Origin of the sequence: Pseudomonas sp. B21-047 (assembly GCF_024748775.1) — a bacterium.
GTDB classification, from domain to species: Bacteria; Pseudomonadota; Gammaproteobacteria; order Pseudomonadales; family Pseudomonadaceae; genus Aquipseudomonas; species Aquipseudomonas capeferrum.
In genome coordinates, this window is sequence record NZ_CP087169.1 from 5486822 (window position 1) to 5508038 (window position 21217).

13 protein-coding genes are annotated in these 21217 nt (G+C 63.4%); 1 reads left to right on the forward strand and 12 read right to left on the reverse strand.

Annotation, left to right across the window (positions count from 1 at the left end; genetic code table 11):
• Positions 1-54: 54 nt before the first annotated feature.
• The 5 genes from LOY26_RS24845 to pip form a co-directional block, all read right to left on the reverse strand.
• Positions 55-852, reverse strand: a complete 798-nt coding sequence (locus LOY26_RS24845) for a transporter substrate-binding domain-containing protein (protein ID WP_186652955.1) — start codon at positions 850-852, stop codon at positions 55-57.
• A gap of 256 nt (positions 853-1108) precedes the next feature.
• Entirely contained in the window at positions 1109-3682 is a 2574-nt protein-coding gene (mdoH, locus tag LOY26_RS24850; protein WP_186663487.1) for a glucans biosynthesis glucosyltransferase MdoH, read from the reverse strand.
• Positions 3675-5399, reverse strand: a complete 1725-nt coding sequence (locus LOY26_RS24855) for a glucan biosynthesis protein G (RefSeq protein ID WP_309475604.1) — start codon at positions 5397-5399, stop codon at positions 3675-3677. Before LOY26_RS24855 ends, mdoH begins: the two co-directional genes overlap by 8 nt.
• Before the next feature lie 263 nt (positions 5400-5662).
• Positions 5663-6100 (reverse strand): D-aminoacyl-tRNA deacylase, encoded by a 438-nt coding sequence (gene dtd, locus LOY26_RS24860; protein WP_186652886.1) that lies wholly within the window; start codon positions 6098-6100, stop codon positions 5663-5665.
• Positions 6097-7068, reverse strand: coding sequence for a prolyl aminopeptidase (pip, locus tag LOY26_RS24865; RefSeq protein WP_033701946.1), 972 nt, complete (start codon positions 7066-7068; stop codon positions 6097-6099). The genes dtd and pip overlap by 4 nt, the downstream gene beginning before the upstream one ends.
• A 147-nt stretch (positions 7069-7215) precedes the next feature.
• On the opposite strand from pip, the gene LOY26_RS24870 reads away from it, so the two are divergent.
• Positions 7216-12789: a dermonecrotic toxin domain-containing protein gene (locus tag LOY26_RS24870; protein ID WP_258714209.1), complete on the forward strand. Its 5574-nt coding sequence runs from the start codon at positions 7216-7218 to the stop codon at positions 12787-12789.
• Positions 12790-12836: 47 nt separating this feature from the next.
• Here the strand turns inward: LOY26_RS24870 and hutG are convergent, their stop codons facing one another.
• From hutG to hutC, 7 genes are all read right to left on the reverse strand, one after another.
• Positions 12837-13640, reverse strand: coding sequence for an N-formylglutamate deformylase (gene hutG / locus LOY26_RS24875; protein ID WP_033701947.1), 804 nt, complete (start codon positions 13638-13640; stop codon positions 12837-12839).
• A 10-nt stretch (positions 13641-13650) separates the two neighbouring features.
• The gene (gene hutI, locus LOY26_RS24880) at positions 13651-14856 is read right to left on the reverse strand and encodes an imidazolonepropionase (protein WP_186652888.1); all 1206 of its coding nucleotides are present in this window, start codon (positions 14854-14856) and stop codon (positions 13651-13653) included.
• A 15-nt stretch (positions 14857-14871) separates the two neighbouring features.
• Positions 14872-16275, reverse strand: coding sequence for an amino acid permease (locus LOY26_RS24885; RefSeq protein ID WP_186652890.1), 1404 nt, complete (start codon positions 16273-16275; stop codon positions 14872-14874).
• A gap of 146 nt (positions 16276-16421) precedes the next feature.
• Positions 16422-17954: a histidine ammonia-lyase gene (gene hutH / locus LOY26_RS24890; RefSeq protein WP_033701951.1), complete on the reverse strand. Its 1533-nt coding sequence runs from the start codon at positions 17952-17954 to the stop codon at positions 16422-16424.
• A gap of 69 nt (positions 17955-18023) precedes the next feature.
• Positions 18024-19697 carry a urocanate hydratase gene (gene hutU / locus LOY26_RS24895; RefSeq protein WP_033701952.1) on the reverse strand — a complete coding sequence of 558 codons (1674 nt, stop codon included), beginning with the start codon at positions 19695-19697 and terminating at the stop codon, positions 18024-18026.
• Positions 19698-19852: 155 nt separating this feature from the next.
• Positions 19853-20425: a HutD family protein gene (locus tag LOY26_RS24900; protein ID WP_258714210.1), complete on the reverse strand. Its 573-nt coding sequence runs from the start codon at positions 20423-20425 to the stop codon at positions 19853-19855.
• Positions 20422-21132, reverse strand: coding sequence for a histidine utilization repressor (gene hutC, locus LOY26_RS24905; protein ID WP_258714930.1), 711 nt, complete (start codon positions 21130-21132; stop codon positions 20422-20424). Before hutC ends, LOY26_RS24900 begins: the two co-directional genes overlap by 4 nt.
• Positions 21133-21217 lie beyond the last annotated feature (85 nt).

The following is a 21217-nucleotide window of genomic DNA, read 5'->3' on the forward strand; positions in this document are numbered from 1 at the left end:
GCGTATTGGCCCACCTCCTCTTGCAGCTTGCAGCTTGCGGCTTGCGGCTACTTCTTATTCCATTTCCTTCAGCCAGTCCTTGTTCTTGAACCACTTGTCGTGGATACGATCGTAGGTCCCGTCATGCTTGATCTGGTGCAGGAAGTTGTTGATGAAGTTGATGCTGTCGTAGTCGCCTTTCTTCAGGCCGAATGCCAGCGGCTCGTAGGTGAAGGGTTCTTCGAGGAACAGCAGCTTGCCAGCGCCGGCCTTCTCCACCGCCACCACGTTGTAGGGTGCATCGTAGACGAAGGCGTCGGCCTTGCCGTTGACCACATCCATCACCGCTTCCTGCTCGTTGTCGTAGCCGTGGTACTTGGCTTTGGCGATCAACTTCTTGGAAACCATCTCGCCGGTGGTACCGAGCTTGGAGGTGATGCGGTACTTCTCGTTGTTCAGGTCTTTGTAGGTCTTGATCTCGCCCGCCAGTTCCTTGCGGATCAGCAGGGTCTGGCCGACCACGATGAAGGGTTCGCTGAAGTTCAGGCGCAGGTTGCGTTCCTGGGTCAGGGTCATGCCGCTGCCGATCATGTCGAACTTGTTGGTCAGCAGGGCCGGGATGATGCCGTCATAGGCGGTGGAGACGGTCTCCAGCTTGACGCCCATGGACTTGGCCATGGCCTTGAGGATATCGACCTCGAAGCCGATGATCTCGCCACGCTTGTTGGTCATCTGGAACGGCATGTAGGTTGGGTCCATGCCCACTTTCAGGGTGCCGCGCTTGACCGCGTCTTCGATGGCGCCAGCCTGGGCTGCCGAGACGGCGACCAGGGCGGTAACACCGACCAGCAGTCGCGAAAGGTATTTCTTGATCATCACCAAGTCCCCTAGCAAAAAAAGAAGCAAATCTTATTGTTGGCACGGCCGTACTGGCCGAAGCGTCTATCGGAGACGGATGCTAACGCATGGCGGCTCAGGGACCTAGAGCCGGGGGGGACTTTGTTGGCCAAAATCGATTGCATGGCCGGTCTGAAGCTTCGCGGGGCAAGCCCGCTCCCACAGGGACAGCACAGCATTGAAGCACTGTGAAGTCGCAGTGGGAGCGGGCTTGCCCCGCGAATGCTATGGATCAGGCGCCGACGAGTGCCGGCTGGCCTTCATTCTCAGGATGCAACGGCAACAACGGCGAATGCGGGTCGTTGTTGATCGAAGCACGCCACACATCGATCCAGGCAGCGTTGTGCTCGGCCCAGACCCGATCATGCAGGCGCGCCAAGGCGACCGGGTCGCTCAGCAAGGCCAGGCGGGTATTCAGGTCCAGCCCTTGCGGCCCAACGTCCAGCGCCTTGGCCACACGCTCGGCACGCAGCGCTTCGATCGCAGCAGCCTGGCCGTGGCGAGCCGTCGCCATGGCGCAGGCCAGGGCATTCTGCCGCGGGTCGACCACTGCCCGCACAAAACCGTCGTGCAGGGCATGCCAACGGTTCTCGTGGGTGTACTGGTCAGTTGCCAGCAGCTCCTGCGGCGTTGCGTATTCCTCAGGGATCAGGAACAGCTTCTCGTCCTTGGCCGCCAGGCCCAGGCGGGTACGGCTGGAGATCACCGACACCGGGATCGACAGCACCAGCGAACCCACGATCGGCGCCAACCACCACAGGAAGCTCGGGTTCAGCCAGGCCACCAGCGCTGCCCAGGCAAAGCCCAGCAGGGTCTGCGGGCCATGGCGGCGAACGGCCTCGCTCCACGGCGTGGAGTCGTCGTCACGCTGCGGCGAGTTCCAGGTCGCGGCCCAGCCGAGGAACGCGGCCAGCACGAAGCGGGTGTGGAAGATCATCCGGACCGGCGCCAGCAGCATGGAGAACAGCATCTCCATCAGCATCGACAGGGTGACTTTGACACGCCCGCCAAACTCGGTGGCGCCCTTGGCCCAGATCAGGATGATGCTCAGCAGCTTGGGCAGGAACAGCAGCACGATGGTGGTGGAGAACAGCGCAACGGCTTTTTCCGGGTGCCACTGAGGCCACAGCGGGTAAAGCTGGTACGGTTCGATGAAGTATTGCGGCTCCATCAGCGTGTTGGTCGCCAGCAGCGCGGTCGACAGCACCAGGAAGAAGAACCACAACGGCGCCGACAGGTACGACATCACGCCGGTGAGGAACACCGCACGGTGCACCGGGTGCATGCCCTTGACCAGGAACAGGCGGAAGTTCATCAGGTTGCCGTGGCACCAGCGGCGGTCACGCTTGAGCTCGTCGAGCAGGTTCGGCGGCAACTCTTCGTAACTACCCGGCAGGTCATAGGCGATCCACACGCCCCAGCCGGCACGGCGCATCAGCGCGGCTTCGACGAAGTCGTGGGAGAGGATGGCACCGGCGAAGGCGCCCTTGCCCGGCAACGGCGCCAGGGCGCAGTGCTCGATGAACGGCTTCATGCGGATGATCGCGTTGTGGCCCCAGTAGTGCGACTCGCCCAGCTGCCAGAAGTGCAGGCCGGCGGTGAACAGCGGGCCGTACACACGGGTGGCGAACTGCTGCATGCGCGCATACAGGGTGTCCATGCCCGACGCCTTGGGCGCGGTCTGGATGATGCCGGCGTCCGGGTTGGCCTCCATCAGGCGCACCAGGCTGCTCAGGCACTCGCCGCTCATGACGCTGTCAGCGTCGAGCACGACCATGTACTTGTACTCGCCGCCCCAGCGACGGCAGAAGTCGTCGAGGTTGCCGCTCTTGCGCTTCACCCGACGCCGACGGCGGCGGTAGAAGATGCGGCCGAAGCCCTTGGTTTCGCGGCACACGTCCAGCCAGGCCTGTTGCTCGGCGACGGCAATGTCGGTGTCGTTGGTGTCGCTGAGCACGAAGAAGTCGAAACGGTCGAGGTTGCCGCTGGCGGCTACCGATTCGAACGTTGCCCTCAGGCCTGCGAACACCCGCGGCACATCTTCGTTGCAGATGGGCATGACCAGCGCGGTACGGGCCTCGGGCGCGATCGGCTCACTGCCGGCACTGCTGCCGGAAATGCGGTACTTGTCGCGCCCGGTGAGCAGCTCAAGGAAACCCATCAGCGCCGTCCAGAAGCCCGCCGACACCCAACAGAACAGGATGCCGAAGAGAATCAGGATGGAGGTCTGCAGGGCATACGGCCACACCTGCACGACGGTTTCCCACAGCGACTGGTTGACGATCTCGTCGAGGTCGACGAACGACCAGCCCTGATACGGCAGGATGCCCTTCATGTACCAGCCGGCGACGATGGTCTGGCCGATCATCAGGGTCAGCAGGATATAGCGGCGGATCGAACCAACCGTGCGCCAACGGGCCTTGGGCAGCTCGCGCTGCTCTGGCTGCGGCGCGTTGGTGCGCCCGGTCATGCGCCGCCACATGCGGATCAGCACGTTGGTGCGCCATGGCTCGGGCACCACACGGGTGCGCTTGATCGGCGGTGCGATTTTCAGGCACAGCCGGCCGCTGCCGTCGACGCCGAGCATTTCGGCTTCTTCAAGCTCGGCGGCGCTGCCCACGGTCAGCCGCGGGCCCACCGAAGCCTGCACGGCCTCGGCGGCGTTGGCGGCCGGGTTGGCCGCCAGGCGTTGGTGCAGCTCACCGAACGAGGAGCAGCTGGCGAGTTCCGCACGCTGCTCATCGCTCAGTGGGAGGTGGGCCAGGTATTCGCCAAGCGATTCCGGCCTTGCGCTTGAGTTACTCATCGGCAGGCAACTGATAGCTCCAGGTCTCGGTCAGCACTTGTTCGGTGGTGGCCGGGGTCCCGTTGGTGGACGCCGCGTCGGCGGCAGGTTGTTCGGCCTTGGCGTTTTTCTCGGCCTTGGCGTGCTGGGCAGCGGCCTTGTCCTGCTTGGCGTCCTTGGTAGCAGGCTTGGCGGGTTCGACAGGCACGTCGCGAACCAGCGCAGCGCGCATTTCCGTCGATTTGTTGGCTTCCTTGACCTTCAGCCGCAGGGTCAGGCGCCAGCCCTTGCTCTCTGGGTTATAGCGCAGGTTGTTCTCGACCACCTCGGCATTGTCGCCGACGCTGATCTGGCTGCGTACTGCGGTGTCTTCCGGCAGGGCGGCCAGGTTGGCTCCAGCGAAGTCGACGATGAACGCCACGCTGCCGTCAGGCTGACGAATCAGGTTGGACTGTTTGACGTCACCGGTGGAGCGCAGGGTCTGGGTGACCGAGGCCACGTCCTGGGCCTGGAACTGGGCCTCGTTGATGGTCCAGTGCAGGCGGTAGTCGTACTCGAACGGCTTGCCAGGCTCTGGCAGGGCCTCGGGGCTCCAGAACGCCACGATGTTGTCGTTGGTCTCGTCGGCGGTCGGGATTTCAACCAGGTCGACGGTACCCTTGCCCCAGTCGCCCTTGGGCTCGATCCAGGCGCTTGGACGCTTCTGGTAGTTGTCGTCGAGGTCTTCATAGTCCTTGAAGTCGCGATGACGCTGCATCAGGCCGAAGCCACGCGGGTTCTCGACGCTGAAGTTGCTGACAGCCAGGTGTTTCGGGTTGTTCAGCGGGCGCCACAGCCACTCGCCGTTACCGGCATGGATCGACAGGCCTTCGGAATCGTGCAGGGCCGGGCGGTAGTTCATGACCTTGGACGGCTGGTTAGGGCCGAACAGGTACATGCTGGTGAGCGGTGCGATGCCCAGGCGGCTGACGTGGTCACGCAGGTAGACCCGCGACTTGACGTCGACCACGGTGTCGCTGCCCGGACGCAGGGTCAGTTTGTAGGCACCGGTGGAGCGCGGCGAGTCCAGCAGGGCATAGATCACCAGGTGCTTGTCGGCAGGCTTTGGCTTCTCGACCCAGAACTCGGTGAACCGCGGGAACTCTTCACCCGACGGCAGCGCGGTGTCGATGGCCAGGCCACGGGCCGACAGGCCATATACATGGCCCTTGCCGACCACGCGGAAGTAGCTGGCGCCAAGCAGGGTCATGATCTCGTCCTGCTTGTCGGCCTTGTTGATCGGGTAAAGCACGCGGAAACCGGCATAGCCCAGGTTCTTGGTGGTTTCCGGGTCGTGCGGCACGTCACCGAACTCGAAACGGCTCGGGTCGTACTTGATTTCCTCGACCTTGGAGGCGGTGACTTCGTTGATTTTCACCGGGGTGTCGAAATGCATGCCCTGGTGATAGAAGGACAGCTTGAAGGGGGTCTTGTCCTTGGCCCACTCGGCCTTTTCCTGCAGGAAGTGAATCTTCTGGTAGTCGGCGAACTTCATGTCGCGGAAGACTGCCGGCAGATTGCTCTTCGGTGCTTCGTACTTCTGGCCGGCCAGATCCTTTGCCTTGGCTGCAACATCGTCAAGATTGAATGCCCACAGCTGGCCCGCGCTCATCAGGCCGACCAGTGCCACGCTGGCCATCAGGGCCTTGCGTAGCCGAATGCCGGGGATTCTTGATGCTTTATGGGGACTAACAATCACGAGCAACCCTCGCCGAAAACAGATCATGAAACCAACGGCCAGCTACAAATGCCGGGTTGGCGAGCACTGTTCGGACCCCGTAAGGGCGCAATGATTCCCCAAACGGATCCAGACAATACTCGAGTCAGAGTGAAACGAACCTGCGAACGCAGGTCCATGCAGCGCGCGATTATCCAGCAGGTCGCGTGACAACGCATCAGGCTGGACTAACTATTTATCGTACAAAACCCCTTGTTTTCCGACAAACAAGGGGTTTTTTAGCCTCACATTTGTAACATAAATGTTACGGGGCCATCATTGACCAGTTGCACCTGCATGTCTGCGCCAAATTGCCCACTCGCCACATCGGCGTGCTTGCCCTTCGCCTGCTCTAAAAGATAGTCGAACAGCTCGGCACCGAGGGCCGGTGGCGCCGCCGTCGAGAAGCTCGGCCGCATGCCGTTGCGGGTATCTGCCGCCAGCGTGAACTGGGACACCAGCAACAAACCGCCGCCGACATCCTTGAGCGACAGGTTCATCTTGCCCTGCTCATCGCTGAACACCCGATAGTTAAGCAGCTTGTGCAGCAGCTTATCGGCCGATTCGCGGGAATCTTCAGGCTCGACCGCCACCAGCACCAACAGGCCATGGTCGATGGCACCGACGACCTCCCCGGCAACCTCTACCCGTGCGCCACGCACACGCTGTAGCAGCGCCCTCACGCTTCTTCCAGGGGCAGGTCGAGCAGGCGACGGGCCATCTGCTCGGCAGCGCGCACCAAGGCATCGGTGATGCCCGGCTCAGAGGCCGCGTGGCCAGCATCGCGAATGACCTTCAGCTCGCTGTTGGGCCAGGCCTGGTGCAGCGCCCAGGCGTTGTCCAGCGGGCAGATCACATCGTAGCGGCCATGCACGATCACCGCCGGCAGGTGGGCGATCTTCGGCATGTCGCGGATCAGTTGGTCCGGCTTGAGGAAGGCATTGTTCATGAAATAGTGGCATTCGATGCGGGCAATCGACAGCGCGCGCTGCGGCTCGGAGAAGCGGTCGACCACCAGCGGGTTGGGGCGCAGCGTAGCGGTGCGGCCCTCCCAGGTGGACCAGGCCTTGGCGGCGTGCATCTGGGCGATCTGGTCGTTGCCGGTCAGGCGCTTGTGGAAGGCCTTGACCAGGTCACCGCGCTCTTCAGGCGGGATCGGTGCAATGTAGTCCTGCCAGTAGTCGGGGAACAGGCGGCTGGCGCCTTCCTGGTAGAACCACTCGATCTCCTGCGGGCGGCACAGGAAGATGCCGCGCAGGATCAGGCCATGCACGCGCTCAGGGTGGGTCTGGGCGTAGGCCAGGGCCAGGGTCGACCCCCACGAACCACCAAAAAGCACCCACTTGTCGATGCCCAGGTGCTTGCGGATACGCTCCAGGTCCTCGACCAGGTGCCAGGTGGTGTTGTTCTCCAGGCTCGCGTGCGGCGTGGAGCGGCCACAGCCACGCTGGTCGAAGGTGATGATACGGTACAGGTTGGGGTCGAAGTAGCAGCGGCTCTGGGCATCGCAACCGGCACCCGGGCCACCGTGGATGAACACCACCGGCAGACCTTCAGGCGAGCCGCTTTCATCGACATACAGCACATGCGGCGCTTCCACGGCCAGATCGTGCCGGGCGTAGGGTTTGATCTGCGGGTAGAGGGTCTGCATTGCGCACTCCGTGTGAGGATTAAGTCTGCCGTTTGGCATCATAAACCTGAATTGCGCTTAGAGCATGTGTCTGTGCTCAGATCATGTTATGCACATGCCACAGGCCACGCTGGCTAGCCTCGCTGCTTTACCAAGCGAGGCTAGCCAATGACTCACCTTCCCGACGCCAGCGATGACACTTCCCATCCTCAGGCCCTGATCGAGGGTAAAATCCCAGCCTGGATGGTCAGTACCACGCCTGCCACCCATCAGCACATGCGCACAGCACTGAACACCCCTGCCCCCTGGTTTGCCAAGGCTTGCCAGGAGCAACCGGCTGATGCCCGCAAGCTGGCCAGGGAATATGAGGCCTATAGGCACGCCAGCAGCGACGCAAACGCACTGTTCAAAGCCCTTCCCGACCTGGAGACATTCGCCAGGGAACAGCTGACCTCGGCCATCGACGCGCGCTTCGGCCTGGCGCTGGATGTCACCCGGACCTACCTGTTCAACGCCGGCAAGGCCGAAGCCTATCAGGCAAGCATGGGTGCAGACCCGTTCACCGCTGCCCAGCGGGCGTTCAAGCTGGCCACCCAGAGCCTGCTGCATTGCGCCCTGCAAAATTTTGAAGCGGCCGAAGCCGAGCCTGGCGGTCTCGATGGCCAGACGTTGAAGTCCGTGGTGCTCGACAGCCATCAGTTCCTGGCGCAGCTGCCCACCGGCAAGCCGGTTCAGATAGCCCCGCAGGCTTTTGCCTCCTTAGTCCGCGAGCTGGACATCGGCGGCCAGTATCAGGCGTTGCTCGCTGCCGTCTACCAGCCGGACTCCGGGGGTGATGGCGCAGCGGTAAACGAGACGCTTGGCAAGGCTGAGCAATGCGCCTTTCGTCTCGAACTGCACAGGGCCTACCTGAGCAACATGCTCGACCTGCTACTGTATGAGGCCTTGTTGAAGCTCATCCGGGGCGACGAGGTGCACTACCTGGAAAGCCCCATGCGGTGGGCGTTCCTCAAGCTGTTCGACGTGTCGGTGACCGGCGCGCTGGTGATCGGCGTGGTGCCTTTTCCCGAGTTGTTTCTGAGCTACGACATAACTCGCCTTCCGTACAAGAACGTCCTGGTAACCTATCTGCCGGGCGCGCCAGTGCCGCTGAAAGTGCACAGCACTGTTCTTGAAGTTCAAGTGCACTTGCGCGAGCAACTGTGGGCAATGCAGATCCGCCATCTGCAGCAGGGCGTACCTGCCCGCGACAGCGCCACCTTCATGGAAAAACTACGCGACTGCCTGCAACCGGTTGATTGGAGCCGTGTGCAGCCATCCCCGACGCACCAGGGTGAGCAGACCAACCGCGTACGTGACCCCGAAGCATGGGTAGCGGTGACGCTGCAGCCCTTCAACCGCTCGCTGCTCGACGAACTGGTCAGCCAGAAACGCCAACGGCGCATGGACGATGCCTCGTACCATGCCGTTTCAACGGCCCAGGAAGATCAAAAAACCACCGAAAAGCGCAGGGCCTACTTTGCCCAACTGGCATTGGGCGCTTTGAACCTCGGTGCCTTCGTCGTGCCTGGCCTGGGCCAGTTGATGCTTGGTCTGTCACTGATTCAACTCAGCTACGAGGTTTTCGAGGGCATCGAGAACTGGGCCGACGGCGATCGTGAGCTAGCGCTCGACTACCTGATGGACATCGTCGAGAACGTCGCACTCACCGCAGTGGCTGTGGCAACAGGCGCGGCCGATGGCACCCCGGCCGTCGAGAAGATACCCGTGGACATGCCCTCGTTCATCGAGGAGCTCGAGCCTGTGGTCATGCCCGATGGCGGTAGCCGTCTGTGGTTACCGGACGCCCGGCCGTTCGCCCATGACACCGTGCTGCCGGCTGGCCTGCAGGCGGATGAGTTCGGCCTGTATCACCATGATGGCAAGGCCTGGTTGGCAATCGAAGGCAACACCTACTCAGTCACGCAGGCGCCTGGCAGCACTGAATACCGCCTTGTGCACCCCAGCAAGGCACTCAGCTACGAACCACCGCTGCGCCACAACGGTGCTGGCGCCTGGCTGCTACCCGCGGACCGGCCCGAGCAATGGCCAGAACTGCCCTTGTTCAGGCGCGCTGGCCACCTTGGCGCGCATTTCGACGATGAGACTGCACTGCGTATCCTGCGCGTAAGTGGCACGCAGGAGGATGTGCTGCGCAGGGCGCTGTGCGACAGTCAGCGCTTACCCGCGCAGTTGGAAGACACCCTGTCGCGCTTCAAGCTCTATCAGGTACTTGAGCAACGCCCTGAATTGGCTGAGCCGAACGTGCTCCACAGCGAATTCGAGAGGCACTATCGAGCGCTGCCCACGCCCCGGGTGCCCGGCGCCGAAGTGATCCAATCTCGCTACCCACAGCTTCCAGCGCCCCTCACCGAAGAGTTGTTGCGCCATGCCAGCCCCTCCGAACGGGCTGAGCTGGCCCACGGCAAAGTCCCCACCCGGCTCGCCGAAGAGGTTCGTTGCCTTGCGCAGCAGGTCAGGCTGAACCGCGCCTACGAAGGGCTCTACCTGGAGAGCGTGCGCAACTGGGACAGCGATGTACTGGTCTTGCACACCCTGGAGCAGCTCCCCGGTTGGTCAACCGAGACCCCCATCACCGTTGAGCAGCGTCAGCACTCGCCCGCCCAGGTCGCCAGCATCGGCGCCAGCGAAGTACCCGCGACCACGTTGATCATCAGCGCACGTGCGGGTTACGTGGTCATGGACAGTACCCGGCCCGACGATCTGCTTTCGGTGCACAGCTCATTGCCCGGAGCGCTGTTCGAAGTGTTGACTGCCGAGCAACGTGAGGCGCTGGGTGTTGAGGATGAGCAGGCGCTCAGACGCAGGGTTCAACAGGCGCCTCTGTTACCCCGCGCGGCATTGCGCAAGGTCCTCGGCATGCAGAGCGTGCGCCCGGGCTTTCGCTCGCCAATGCGCCTGGCAGATGGTCGCTTGGGTTACCCGCTGGGTGGCAATCGCCCGCGCGTTGCCAGCATCTCGAGGCAAACATTGCTCAATTCAATACGCCAGATTGGCCAATACGCCCCCATTCCTCGCCCCGCCGAACAGACCCTGGCAGCGCTGGAAAACAGAAACCTGACCCGCGCCCAGATCGATGACATGCTCAGCGTGCTGCTGGAGCAACGCAACCAGCTGCAAAGCCGCCTGGCTGACTGGCGCCAGCTGGCCGCACGGATGCCCCATCAGCCCCCGGATGACTTCGAGCGGTTGATGAACGCCATTACCCAGCACTGGTATGACCGCGCATTCCTGACGGCCAGCGATGCCGTCGGGCCGCTTCGCCTTGAACGCCTGTCCTTGGCGCAGTTTCCGCTCGAACTGCCTGAATTTTTCAGCGCCAGCGTCACGGACCTGCAACTGATAGAAACGTCACCCGAAAACTATGAAGGCTGGAACCAGCACGGCCCGCAACTGCACAGCCTGACGCGACAGTTCGCAAACCTGAGGTCGCTGGAGATCAGCCGGAACTACCGGCCTGAAGGGACGCCTTCCGCCCTGCAGTTCAGCCTGCCGATGATCGCCCAGCGTCTACCGGCGCTCGAATCGCTCAGCCTGACCAACCAGAATATCTCACTGTCCTCGACTGACATCGACAGCCTGGCAGGGCTCACTCAGCTGCGACGCCTGGACCTGAGCGGCAACCGGTTTTCCGAGCATTACCCCCCGCGCTTCAACGAGCTGACACTGGACTACCTGGGCCTGGACAACATGGCACTGGATCATTGGCCAGAGGGGGTGGGGTTCAATACCCTGACCCAGGTGCATCACATTGGCCTGCGCAACAACCACATCAGGATCCTCCCGCACTTTCTGCGGGATAACCACATCAATATTGCCGAGCACGCGCTGGTCTCGATGCAGGGCAATCCGCTCTTCGAGGATGAGGTGAGGCGCGTGATGCTAAGCGAAGATGGCCGCGCCTCTCGCTTCGAAATGGACCAGCCTGAAGACGTCAGAGCGCGCCTGGCCGCCCAATTGGCACAACGCCAACAGCTACGCGACGCCATCGACAACTATGTAAACGCCTCCAGTTCGGCCGCCCCTGTCAGCCAGGCGGTCATGGCGGCCAGGACCCGTATCGCAGCAGCACTGAACGAGTTCTGGCATAACCTGGAGATAGGGCTGACGCGCGCGGCATTGCGCCTGAACGATGTTGACCTGGAGCATTTCCCGAGACGCTTGCCTGCCTTTTTCACCGCGCAGGTACATAACCTGGCGCTTGATCGCGTCAGCGGCTCAACCGCACAGTTCGATGCATTGCTGAGCCGGTTGGCGCGGGTGACGCGCCTGACGATCGACGACTACCAGCACGCCGAGCAAACGTTGCCTTCTGCCCTTCTGCGCTTGCCTGGGTTGACCGACATTGCCCTGCGCCAGTCAGGCCTGCTGATCGACCAGCAGGTGCTCGACACCCTGGGCGGTCTGCCCAACCTCAATTCACTGGACCTCACGGGCAACCGCATGGGGACGATCACACACGCGCCGCAGGCGTTGCAAACGATTCGCCGCCTCGACCTGAACAGCATGGCCCTGGACCAGTGGCCGGCCTGGGTAGACGGCATGCTGCCCCTGGAGATGCTGGACCTGAGTGATAACCAGCTCACCGAACTGCCAGAGCACATCCTGGCCAACCTGGATAACGACTTCCCCATCAGCTCGATTCTGTTGTTCAGTAACCCGCTGACGGACGAAACCGTCATGCGCGCCCGTGCCTCTTCCGACAGCCAGCGCAGCTATACCTTTGCCATCGACCTGTCCGACAGCATGAGCGAGTTATCGGGAGAGGGCGGGATGGGCGGCCACCACCACTTACCCTTCCTGGACCCAATGGCTGATGCACCCAATGTGGAAGACTGGCTGCTCGCGACGGACCTCGAAAACGAAGCACTGCGGGACAGCTGGGAGGCACTCCAGGGTTCAGGTGAAGCCGAGCATCTTCTGGCGCTGGTCGGTCGCCTGCGCAACGCGGCCCCGTACCAGAACGGCAAGACCCGCGTGTCATTCTGCCAACGTGTGCGCAAGGTGCTGGGCAGTGCAGTGGTCAACACGCAAGACCTTGCGTTGTTCAACCTTCAGGCCAGGGAAGCACTGGTGCAGGACAATGGCGACCAGACCTGCCACGACGGCGCGCTGCTGGTATTCCAGAACATCGAACTGTACATCGCCAACCAGCGCCTGCAGATCGATGCGGCAGATACCGAGGGTAACCTTTATCGGGAACTGCGCCGCCTGTATCGCTTGCAGGCCCTGGATGAGGTTGCCCAAAGCGAGGCGGCCAACCGGGATGAAGCGGAGGTTCGCCTCACCTACCGTCGTGAACTGAATGCCCCGCTTGAACTGGGCCTACCCAACGACACCTTGCGCTACGCGATCAATGCCAATATCGATGAGTTGGCATATGCCGAGCTGGAAGTGCAGCGTCGCGAGCTGGCGGAGGATTTCCTGAATTTTGCCGCCGCCAACCCGCGCTGGGTCCAGTACTTGCGCCAAGCCTATGCCGACCGTTTTGCAGACATCGAGCACACATACCAGACCCAGGTATCCGAACTACCGGACCAATACCCTGACAGGCCCCTCTCTTCGTTGGCAGAAGAGTTCCAGGCATTGGAGCGCAACAGGCAAACACGCGAGTTACGCCTGATTCGCGAACTCACATCGTTTGCAGACCCTGATCGCAAGCCCCGTTCATCGACCGAGTAGGCAGCCACTCGCCGGGGCGGCCACTGTGTGCAGGCCGCCCCCTGCGCTCATTTCCCGTAGCGCTGCACGCCCCAGGCCAGCACGCTTTCGAGCAAACGCCGCAGCACGGCCTGGGTCGGTTGCGCCAGGTCTTCGCGATAGGCGAACGGCTCGCTTTCTTCCATGTACGTGCTTTGCGCCAGCTCCAACTGCACCGCATGGATATGGTTGGCAGGGTTGCCATAGTGGCGGGTGATATGGCCGCCCTTGAAACGCCCGTTGAGTACATGGCTGTAAGCCGGCGCTTCGGCGCACACGCCCGCAAGCAACTGTGCCAGCTCAGGATCGCAGCTGGCGCCGTTGAAAGTCCCGAGGTTGAAATCCGGAAGCTTGCCGTCGAACAGGTGCGGGATCAGCGAGCGAATCGAGTGGGCGTCCCACAGCAACGCATAGCCGAACTGCTCACGCAGGCGGGCCAGCTCCTGGCTGATCGTGTCGTGATACGGCCGCCAGATCTGCTCCAGGTAGGTCGCGCGCTCTTCGGCAGAGGGCACCTGCCCGTCTTTGAACAAGGGCTGCCCTTCGAACAGCGTGGCCGGATACAAGCCGGTGGTTGCCCCGACGTACAACGGCTTATCGTCGTCGGGCCGGTTGAGGTCGATGACGAAACGCGAATACTCCGCCGCCACCACGCTGGCGCCCAGTTCACGGGCAAAATCGTAGAGCTGCGGGATGTGCCAGTCGGTGTCAGGCAAGCTGCGCGCCTGGTCGACCAGGCCCTCGCGCACCGCTGGGGTCAGTTGCAGGCCTGCGTGGGGCATGCTGATCAGCAGGGGCAAACGGCCCTGGTGAAAACTCAGTACCTTGTTCATTTCGCCTCGCTCAGTTGAATATCTCGTGGCCCTTGCGCACCACACGCTTGGGCAGGTCGCCACCCAGCCAGTAGGCCAGGTCGGCGGGGCGCTCGATCTGCCAGGCGACAAAGTCCGCCACCTTGCCGGCTTCCAGCGTGCCATGGCTGTCGCCAAGGCCTAGCGCCGTAGCGGCATGGGTGGTCACACCGGCCAGGGCTTCTTCCGGGGTCATGCGGAACAGCGTGCAGCCCATGTTCAGCATCAGGCGCAGCGACAACCCCGGCGAGGTGCCCGGGTTGAGGTCGCTGGCCAGGGCAATCTTCACACCGTGACGGCGCAGGGCGTCCATCGGCGGCAATTGGGTTTCGCGCAGGAAATAGAAGGCGCCCGGCAGCAGCACGGCGACCGTGCCGGCCGCGGCCATGGCAATGGCGTCTTCCTCAGTCATGAATTCCAGGTGGTCGGCCGACAATGCCTGGTAGCGCGCCGCCAGGCTCGAGCCGTGCAGCGACGACAGCTGTTCGGCGTGCAGCTTCACCGGCAGGCCCAGCTCATGCGCCTTGATGAATACCCGCTCGACCTGGGCCGGGGAGAACGCCAGGTGTTCGCAGAACGCATCCACCGCATCCACCAGCCCTTCTGCGGCCAGGGCAGGCAGCATCTCGTCGCAGATGTGCGCAATGAAGTCGTCGGCCCTGCCGGCGTACTCCGGCGGCAGGGCGTGGGCGGCCAGGCAGGTGGCGCGCACGGCAAGCGGCAACTCGTCGGCCAGGCGCCGTGCCACGCGCAGCATCTTGCGCTCGTTGGCCAGGTCCAGGCCATAGCCGGACTTGACCTCGAGGGTGGTCACGCCATCACGCATCAACGCCTGAACCCGCTGGCGGGCGCTGGCGAACAGCTCATCCTCGCTGGCCGCACGGGTGGCCCGCACGGTACTGGCGATGCCGCCGCCTTGTGCGGCGATTTCGGCATAGCTCACGCCCTGCAGGCGCTGCTCGAACTCGCCGCTGCGGTTGCCGCCAAACACCGCGTGAGTGTGGCAGTCGATCAGCCCGGGGGTGACCCAGGCGTTGCCCAGGTTCACCGTGCGCTCCGCTTCGACCGGCCGCAGCGCGCTGCGTGGGCCGATCCATTCGATCAGCCCGGCGCAGGTAACGATCGCCGCGTCCTCGATGATCGAGTAACGGCCGTCGACCATGGTTGCCACATGGCAGTGCTGCCAGAGGGTTCTCATTTGCAATCTCCTGTACTAGCGGTGCAGCTCGGCCTGCGCCTGGGCCGCTTTGCCCTGCCCTGCCCGCGGCTTGCACCACAGCAGGTAGGACGCGACCAGGAACACCACCCAGACCACACCCACCAGCAGGGCTGCCTGAGTGTCCGGGAAGTAACCGAGCACGCCAAAGATGAACACCATGAACGCGATGGCCATGGCTGGGCCATAGGGCCAGAACGGTACCGGGAACTTCAGCTGGGCGGCTTCCTCGCGGCTCATGCTGCGGCGCATGGCCACCTGGGTGAGCAGGATCATCAGCCACACCCACACGGTGGCGAAGGTGGCGATCGAGGCAATCAGCAGGAACACGTTCTCGGGGATCAGGTAGTTGAGCACCACGCCGATCAGCAGCGCCGCGCCCATCACCACCACGGTCATCCAAGGCACACCGTGCCGGGACAGCTTGCTGAACCCGCGTGGCGCGTGGCCTTGCTGGGCCAGGCCGTACATCATGCGGCCCGCGCCGAAAATGTCGCTGTTGATGGCCGAAATGGCAGCGGAAATCACCACGACGTTGAGCACTGCCGCCGCCGAACCAATCCCCAGGTTGCTGAAGATCTGCACGAACGGGCTGCCTTCGCTGCCGATTTGCGGCCACGGGTACAGGCACATCAGCACGAACAGGGTCAGCACGTAGAACAGCAGGATACGCAGCGGCACGGCATTGATGGCCTTGGGAATGACCCGCTGTGGGTCCTTGGCCTCACCGGCAGTGACGCCGATGATTTCGATACCACCGAAGGCGAACATGACCACTGCGAAGGAGGCGATCAGGCCACCGACACCATTAGGCATGAAACCGCCGTGCTCGACCAGGTTGCTCAACCCGACCGCATGCCCGGTGCCGACCTGGCTGAAGCCGAAGGCCATGATGCCGAGGCCGGCAAGGATCATCGCGACGATTGCGCCGACCTTGAGCAGCGACAGCCAGAACTCCATCTCGCCGAACACCTTGACGTTGCACAGGTTCAGGCCGCCGATCAGGAAGACGATGCCCAGCACCCAGACCCAGCGGGCCACTTCAGGGAACCAGAAGCCCATGTAGATACCGAAGGCCGTCACGTCGGCGATGGCGACGATGACCATCTCGAAGGCGTAGGTCCAACCGAGGATGAAGCCGGCCATGGGGCCGAGGTAGGTGGTGGCGTAGTGCCCGAAGGAGCCGGCGACCGGGTTGTGCACGGCCATCTCGCCAAGGGCGCGCATGACCATGAACACGGCGGCGCCGCCGATCAGGTAGGCCAGCAGCACTGCTGGGCCGGCCATCTGGATGGCCGAGGCAGAACCGTAGAAAAGCCCGGTACCGATAGCGGAGCCGAGCGCCATGAAACGGATGTGTCGGGCCGACAGCCCGCGCTTAAGACCTTGAGCTTGTTGCATGTCACGTCCTAATTTTGTTTTTGTGGTCGTGAGATCGAGGGGGCCGCGTTGCAGCCCTTTCACGGGTCAAGCCCGCCCCCACAGGTTCAGATCTGTGTGGGCGCGGGCTTGCCCCGCGAATGGGCCGCAAGGCGGCCCCAGAGGCATCACAGGCTAGGCAGAACCCCAGCTGGCAGCAGCCCGCTCAGGCTGCCTTTAGCCAGCAGCTCGACGGCCTTCTCGATATCCGGCGCAAAGAACCGGTCGCGGTCGTAGTGCGGCACTTCGCTGCGCAGCGCTCGGCGTGCCTGCTCCAGCTTGGCCGAGGTCTTCAGCCCCTTGCGCAGGTCCAGGCCCTGGCAGGCGCCCAGCCATTCGATGGCCAGCACGCCACGGGTGTTCTCGGCCATTTCCCACAAGCGCTTGCCGGCGGCCGGGGCCATCGACACGTGGTCTTCCTGGTTGGCCGAAGTGGGCAGGCTGTCGACGCTGTGAGGGTGCGACAGGGCCTTGTTCTCGCTGGCCAATGCGGCAGCGGTCACCTGGGCAATCATGAAGCCAGAGTTGACCCCACCGTTTTCCACCAGGAACGGCGGCAGCTGGGACATGTGCTTGTCCATCATCAGCGAGATGCGGCGCTCGCTCAGCGAGCCGATTTCGGCGATGGCCAGGGCCAGGTTGTCAGCGGCCATGGCCACCGGTTCGGCGTGGAAGTTGCCGCCTGAGATCACGTCGCCTTCGGCAGCGAACACCAGCGGGTTGTCCGACACCGCGTTGGCCTCGACGCCCAACACTTCGGCAGCCTGGCGCAACTGGGTCAGGCAGGCGCCCATGACCTGCGGCTGGCAGCGCAGCGAGTACGGGTCCTGGACCTTGTCGCAGTTCTTGTGCGACTGCGACACTTCGCTGGACTCGCCCAGCAGGTCGCGGAAGCAGGCGGCGGTGTCGATCTGGCCACGCTGGCCACGCACGGCATGCACCCGTGCATCGAACGGCGAACGCGAGCCCAGCGCCGCTTCCACGGTCAGGCCACCGCAGGCAATGGCGGCGGCGTACAGGTCTTCGGCGTAGAACAGCCCGCGCAAGGCGTAGGCCGAGGAAGCCTGGGTGCCGTTGAGCAGGGCCAGGCCCTCTTTGGCGGCCAGGGTCAGTGGCTCCAGGCCGGCAACGGCCAGCGCTTCAGTGGCCGACAGCCACTGGCCCTGATAACGCGCCTTGCCTTCGCCGAGCAGCACCAGCGACATGTGCGCCAGCGGTGCCAGGTCACCGGACGCACCGACCGAGCCTTTGAGCGGAATGTGTGGGTAGACTTCGGCGTTGACCAGGGCGATCAGCGCATCGATCACCTTGCGGCGAATGCCGGAGAAACCACGGCTGAGGCTGTTGATCTTGAGCACCATGATCAGCCGCACCAGGTCGTCGTCCAGCGGCGCGCCGATGCCGGCGGCGTGGGACAGCACCAACGAACGCTGCAGGTTTTCCAGGTCATGGCTGGCAATGCGGGTCGAAGCCAGCAGGCCGAAACCGGTGTTGATGCCGTAGGCGGTACGGTCTTCGGCAAGAATCTGTTCGACGCAGGCAACGCTGTCGTTGATCGGCTGGTCGGCGCTGGCATCCAGGCGCAGGCGCACGGGTGCGGCATGGATCGCGCGCAGCTGGGCCAGGGTCAGGGTGCCAGGCTTGAGGGTCAGTTCGGTCACTTCGCTACTCCATTCTGTCGGGGCCCGCAGGCCCCTTCTTGTTGTTCAGTATCACTCAAAGTGCAGCGATCAGCCCGTGATCATTGGCAGGTCAAGGCCTTGCTCTTTGGCGCAGTCGACGGCGATGTCGTAGCCGGCGTCGGCGTGGCGCATGACACCGGTGGCCGGGTCGTTGGTCAGCACGCGGGCGATGCGCTCGGCGGCTTCATCGGTGCCGTCACAGACGATGACCATGCCCGAGTGCTGCGAGAAGCCCATGCCTACGCCGCCGCCGTGGTGCAGCGAAACCCAGGTGGCGCCGCTGGCGGTGTTGAGCAGGGCGTTGAGCAGCGGCCAGTCGGAGACAGCGTCGGAGCCGTCACGCATGGCTTCGGTTTCACGGTTGGGGCTCGATACCGAACCGGAGTCCAGGTGGTCGCGGCCGATGACGATCGGCGCCGACAGCTCGCCGCTGCGTACCATTTCGTTGAACGCCAGGCCCAGTTTGGCGCGAAGGCCCAGGCCGACCCAGCAGATACGCGCTGGCAGGCCCTGGAAGCTGATGCGCTCGCGGGCCATGTCCAGCCAGCGGTGCAGGTGGGCGTCGTCGGGGATCAGTTCCTTGACCTTGGCATCGGTCTTGTAGATGTCGTCGGCTTCACCAGACAGCGCGGCCCAGCGGAACGGACCCACGCCGCGGCAGAACAGCGGGCGGATATAGGCCGGCACGAAGCCAGGGAAGTCGAAGGCGTTGGCCACGCCCTCTTCCTTGGCCATCTGGCGAATGTTGTTGCCGTAGTCGAAGGTCGGGATGCCTTGCTTCTGGAAGTCGAGCATGGCTTGCACGTGCACGGCCATGGACTGCTTGGCGGCCTTGACCACGGCAGCCGGTTCGGTCTGCGCACGGTCGCGGTACTGCTCCCAGGTCCAGCCGGCCGGCAGGTAGCCGTTGAGCGGGTCGTGGGCGCTGGTCTGGTCGGTGACCATGTCTGGGCGCACGCCACGTTTGACCAGCTCCGGCAGCACTTCAGCGGCGTTGCCGTGCAGGGCGATGGAGATGGCCTTGCCTTCGGCGGTGTACTTGGCGATGCGCGCCAGGGCGTCGTCGAGGTCGGTAGCCTGCTCGTCGACATAGCGGGTTTCGAGACGGAAATCGATGCGGCTCTGCTGGCATTCGATGTTCAGCGAGCAGGCACCGGCCAGGGTCGCGGCCAGTGGCTGGGCACCGCCCATGCCGCCCAGGCCTGCGGTCAGTACCCACTTGCCTTTGAGGCTGCCACCGTAGTGCTGGCGGCCGGCCTCGACGAAGGTTTCATAGGTGCCCTGGACGATGCCCTGGCTACCGATGTAGATCCAGCTGCCGGCGGTCATCTGGCCGTACATGGCCAGGCCCTTGGCATCCAGTTCGTTGAAGTGTTCCCAGTTGGCCCAGTGCGGCACCAGGTTGGAGTTGGCGATCAGCACGCGCGGGGCGTTGCTGTGGGTCTTGAACACGCCGACCGGCTTGCCCGACTGCACCAGCAGGGTTTCGTCGTCTTCCAGGCGGGTCAGGGTCTCGACGATCTTGTCGTAGCAGGCCCAGTTGCGGGCGGCCCGGCCGATACCACCGTAGACCACCAGCTCCTTGGGGTTTTCCGCGACCTGCGGATCGAGGTTGTTCATCAGCATGCGCAGCGGCGCTTCAGTCAGCCAGCTTTTGGCGGTCAGCTTGTTGCCACGTGGGGCACGGATTTCAACGTCACGGTATTTGTTGTTGTCGGTCACGGGAAGGGTCCTCTGCGGTCGTCCGCGGGCAGGTGTGTCGTGGTCAATATACAAACACACCTTTACTTGTATGTACAAGCATGGACAACCAAAATAATTGGACCTCTGCGTTGGAAACCAGAAAAAGCTGGGGCCGCTGTGCGGCCCCGGCTATCTCAACGTGAAATCAGTTCGATCAGGCAAAACCGCCCCTGAACCTCCAACCCCACCAGCGCGTCGTTACCCTCAAGCCGCAAGCAGTCATGCAACCCCAGCCGCTGCACCTCACCCCCAGCCAACTGCGCCTCGACCTGGTTACTGGCGGCGAACAACAACATCGTCGACGCCGAACTGAACAGCCGGGTGGTGCCATCGAACCACTGCAAGCGCGCGCGATAACGCTGTGGCGCGTAGATCAGGTTGAAATCACGAATCGCCCCACCCAGCAGCTTGCAACTGACCTGGCTCTCGCCTGCGAAGGCAAACGCGTCGTATGGCAACAGCGGCCGGCTGGCCTGCCCGTCGACCAGCAGACGCATGCCATCGCCCTGCAGCACCGTGATGATCCGCTGGTAACCGGCGAACGACGAGAAACCGCCAGACTCTTCGATATCGGCAATCGACAGGCGCCAGCCGAACCCTTCGAGGCCTTCGCCGCTGTCGCGGGTGATTTCCTCGGTGAAACCGCCCCCGTTCTTCCATGGCATGCGCGGGTAGCCCTGCGCACGCAACACCTGCAATTGGCTCATTTGCTGAATCGTCCTTCCAGGCGATGACGGGAACCGGGGTGGATCAACCGCGCGGCTGTGACCGGCTGGCGGCCGGACCAGGTGCGGCGGCGAATCAGCAGGCAAGGCTCGCCCCGTTCGATCTGCAGCAGCTGGCACTCGTGCGGCTCGGCCAGAATCGCCTCGACCACGTGCTCACCCTCGGTCAGCGGCGCGACCTGGGACAGGTAGGCGTAAGGCGTTTGCCGGGTGAAGTCCTGCTTGAGGTAATCGGGCGCGATCGCCGCATTGACGTAGCGGTCCTCGATTTGCACCGGTATGCCATTTTCGTAATGCACGATCAGCGAATGGAACACCCGCTGGCCTTCGCGCATGTCCAGCGCCAGGGCACGCTCGGAGCCGGCGGCCTCCTCGGCGAGGATGACCACCTGGCAGCTATGCTGGTGGCCACGCCCGGCAATCTCGTCGGCGATGTTGTTGACTTCGAACAGCGCCGAACGGCTCTTGGGTTCGGCGACGAAGGTACCGACCCCTTGCATGCGCACCAACAGCCCTTCGGCCGTGAGCTCGCGCAGGGCGCGGTTGATGGTCATGCGGCTGAAGCCCAGTTGGCTGACCAGCTCGCTCTCTGAAGGGACCCGGTGATGAGGCGGCCAGCTGCCGTTGTCGATCTGCTGGATGATCATCTGTTTGACCCGCGCGTACAGCGGCGCCGGGACCTCGCCCATCTGGGCAACCAGCGCGGAGACAGGAGGTGTCGGCACGGCGTTGGATCCTTGTGCGATTGAATGAGCGGTAGCTTGCCGCAGTTTA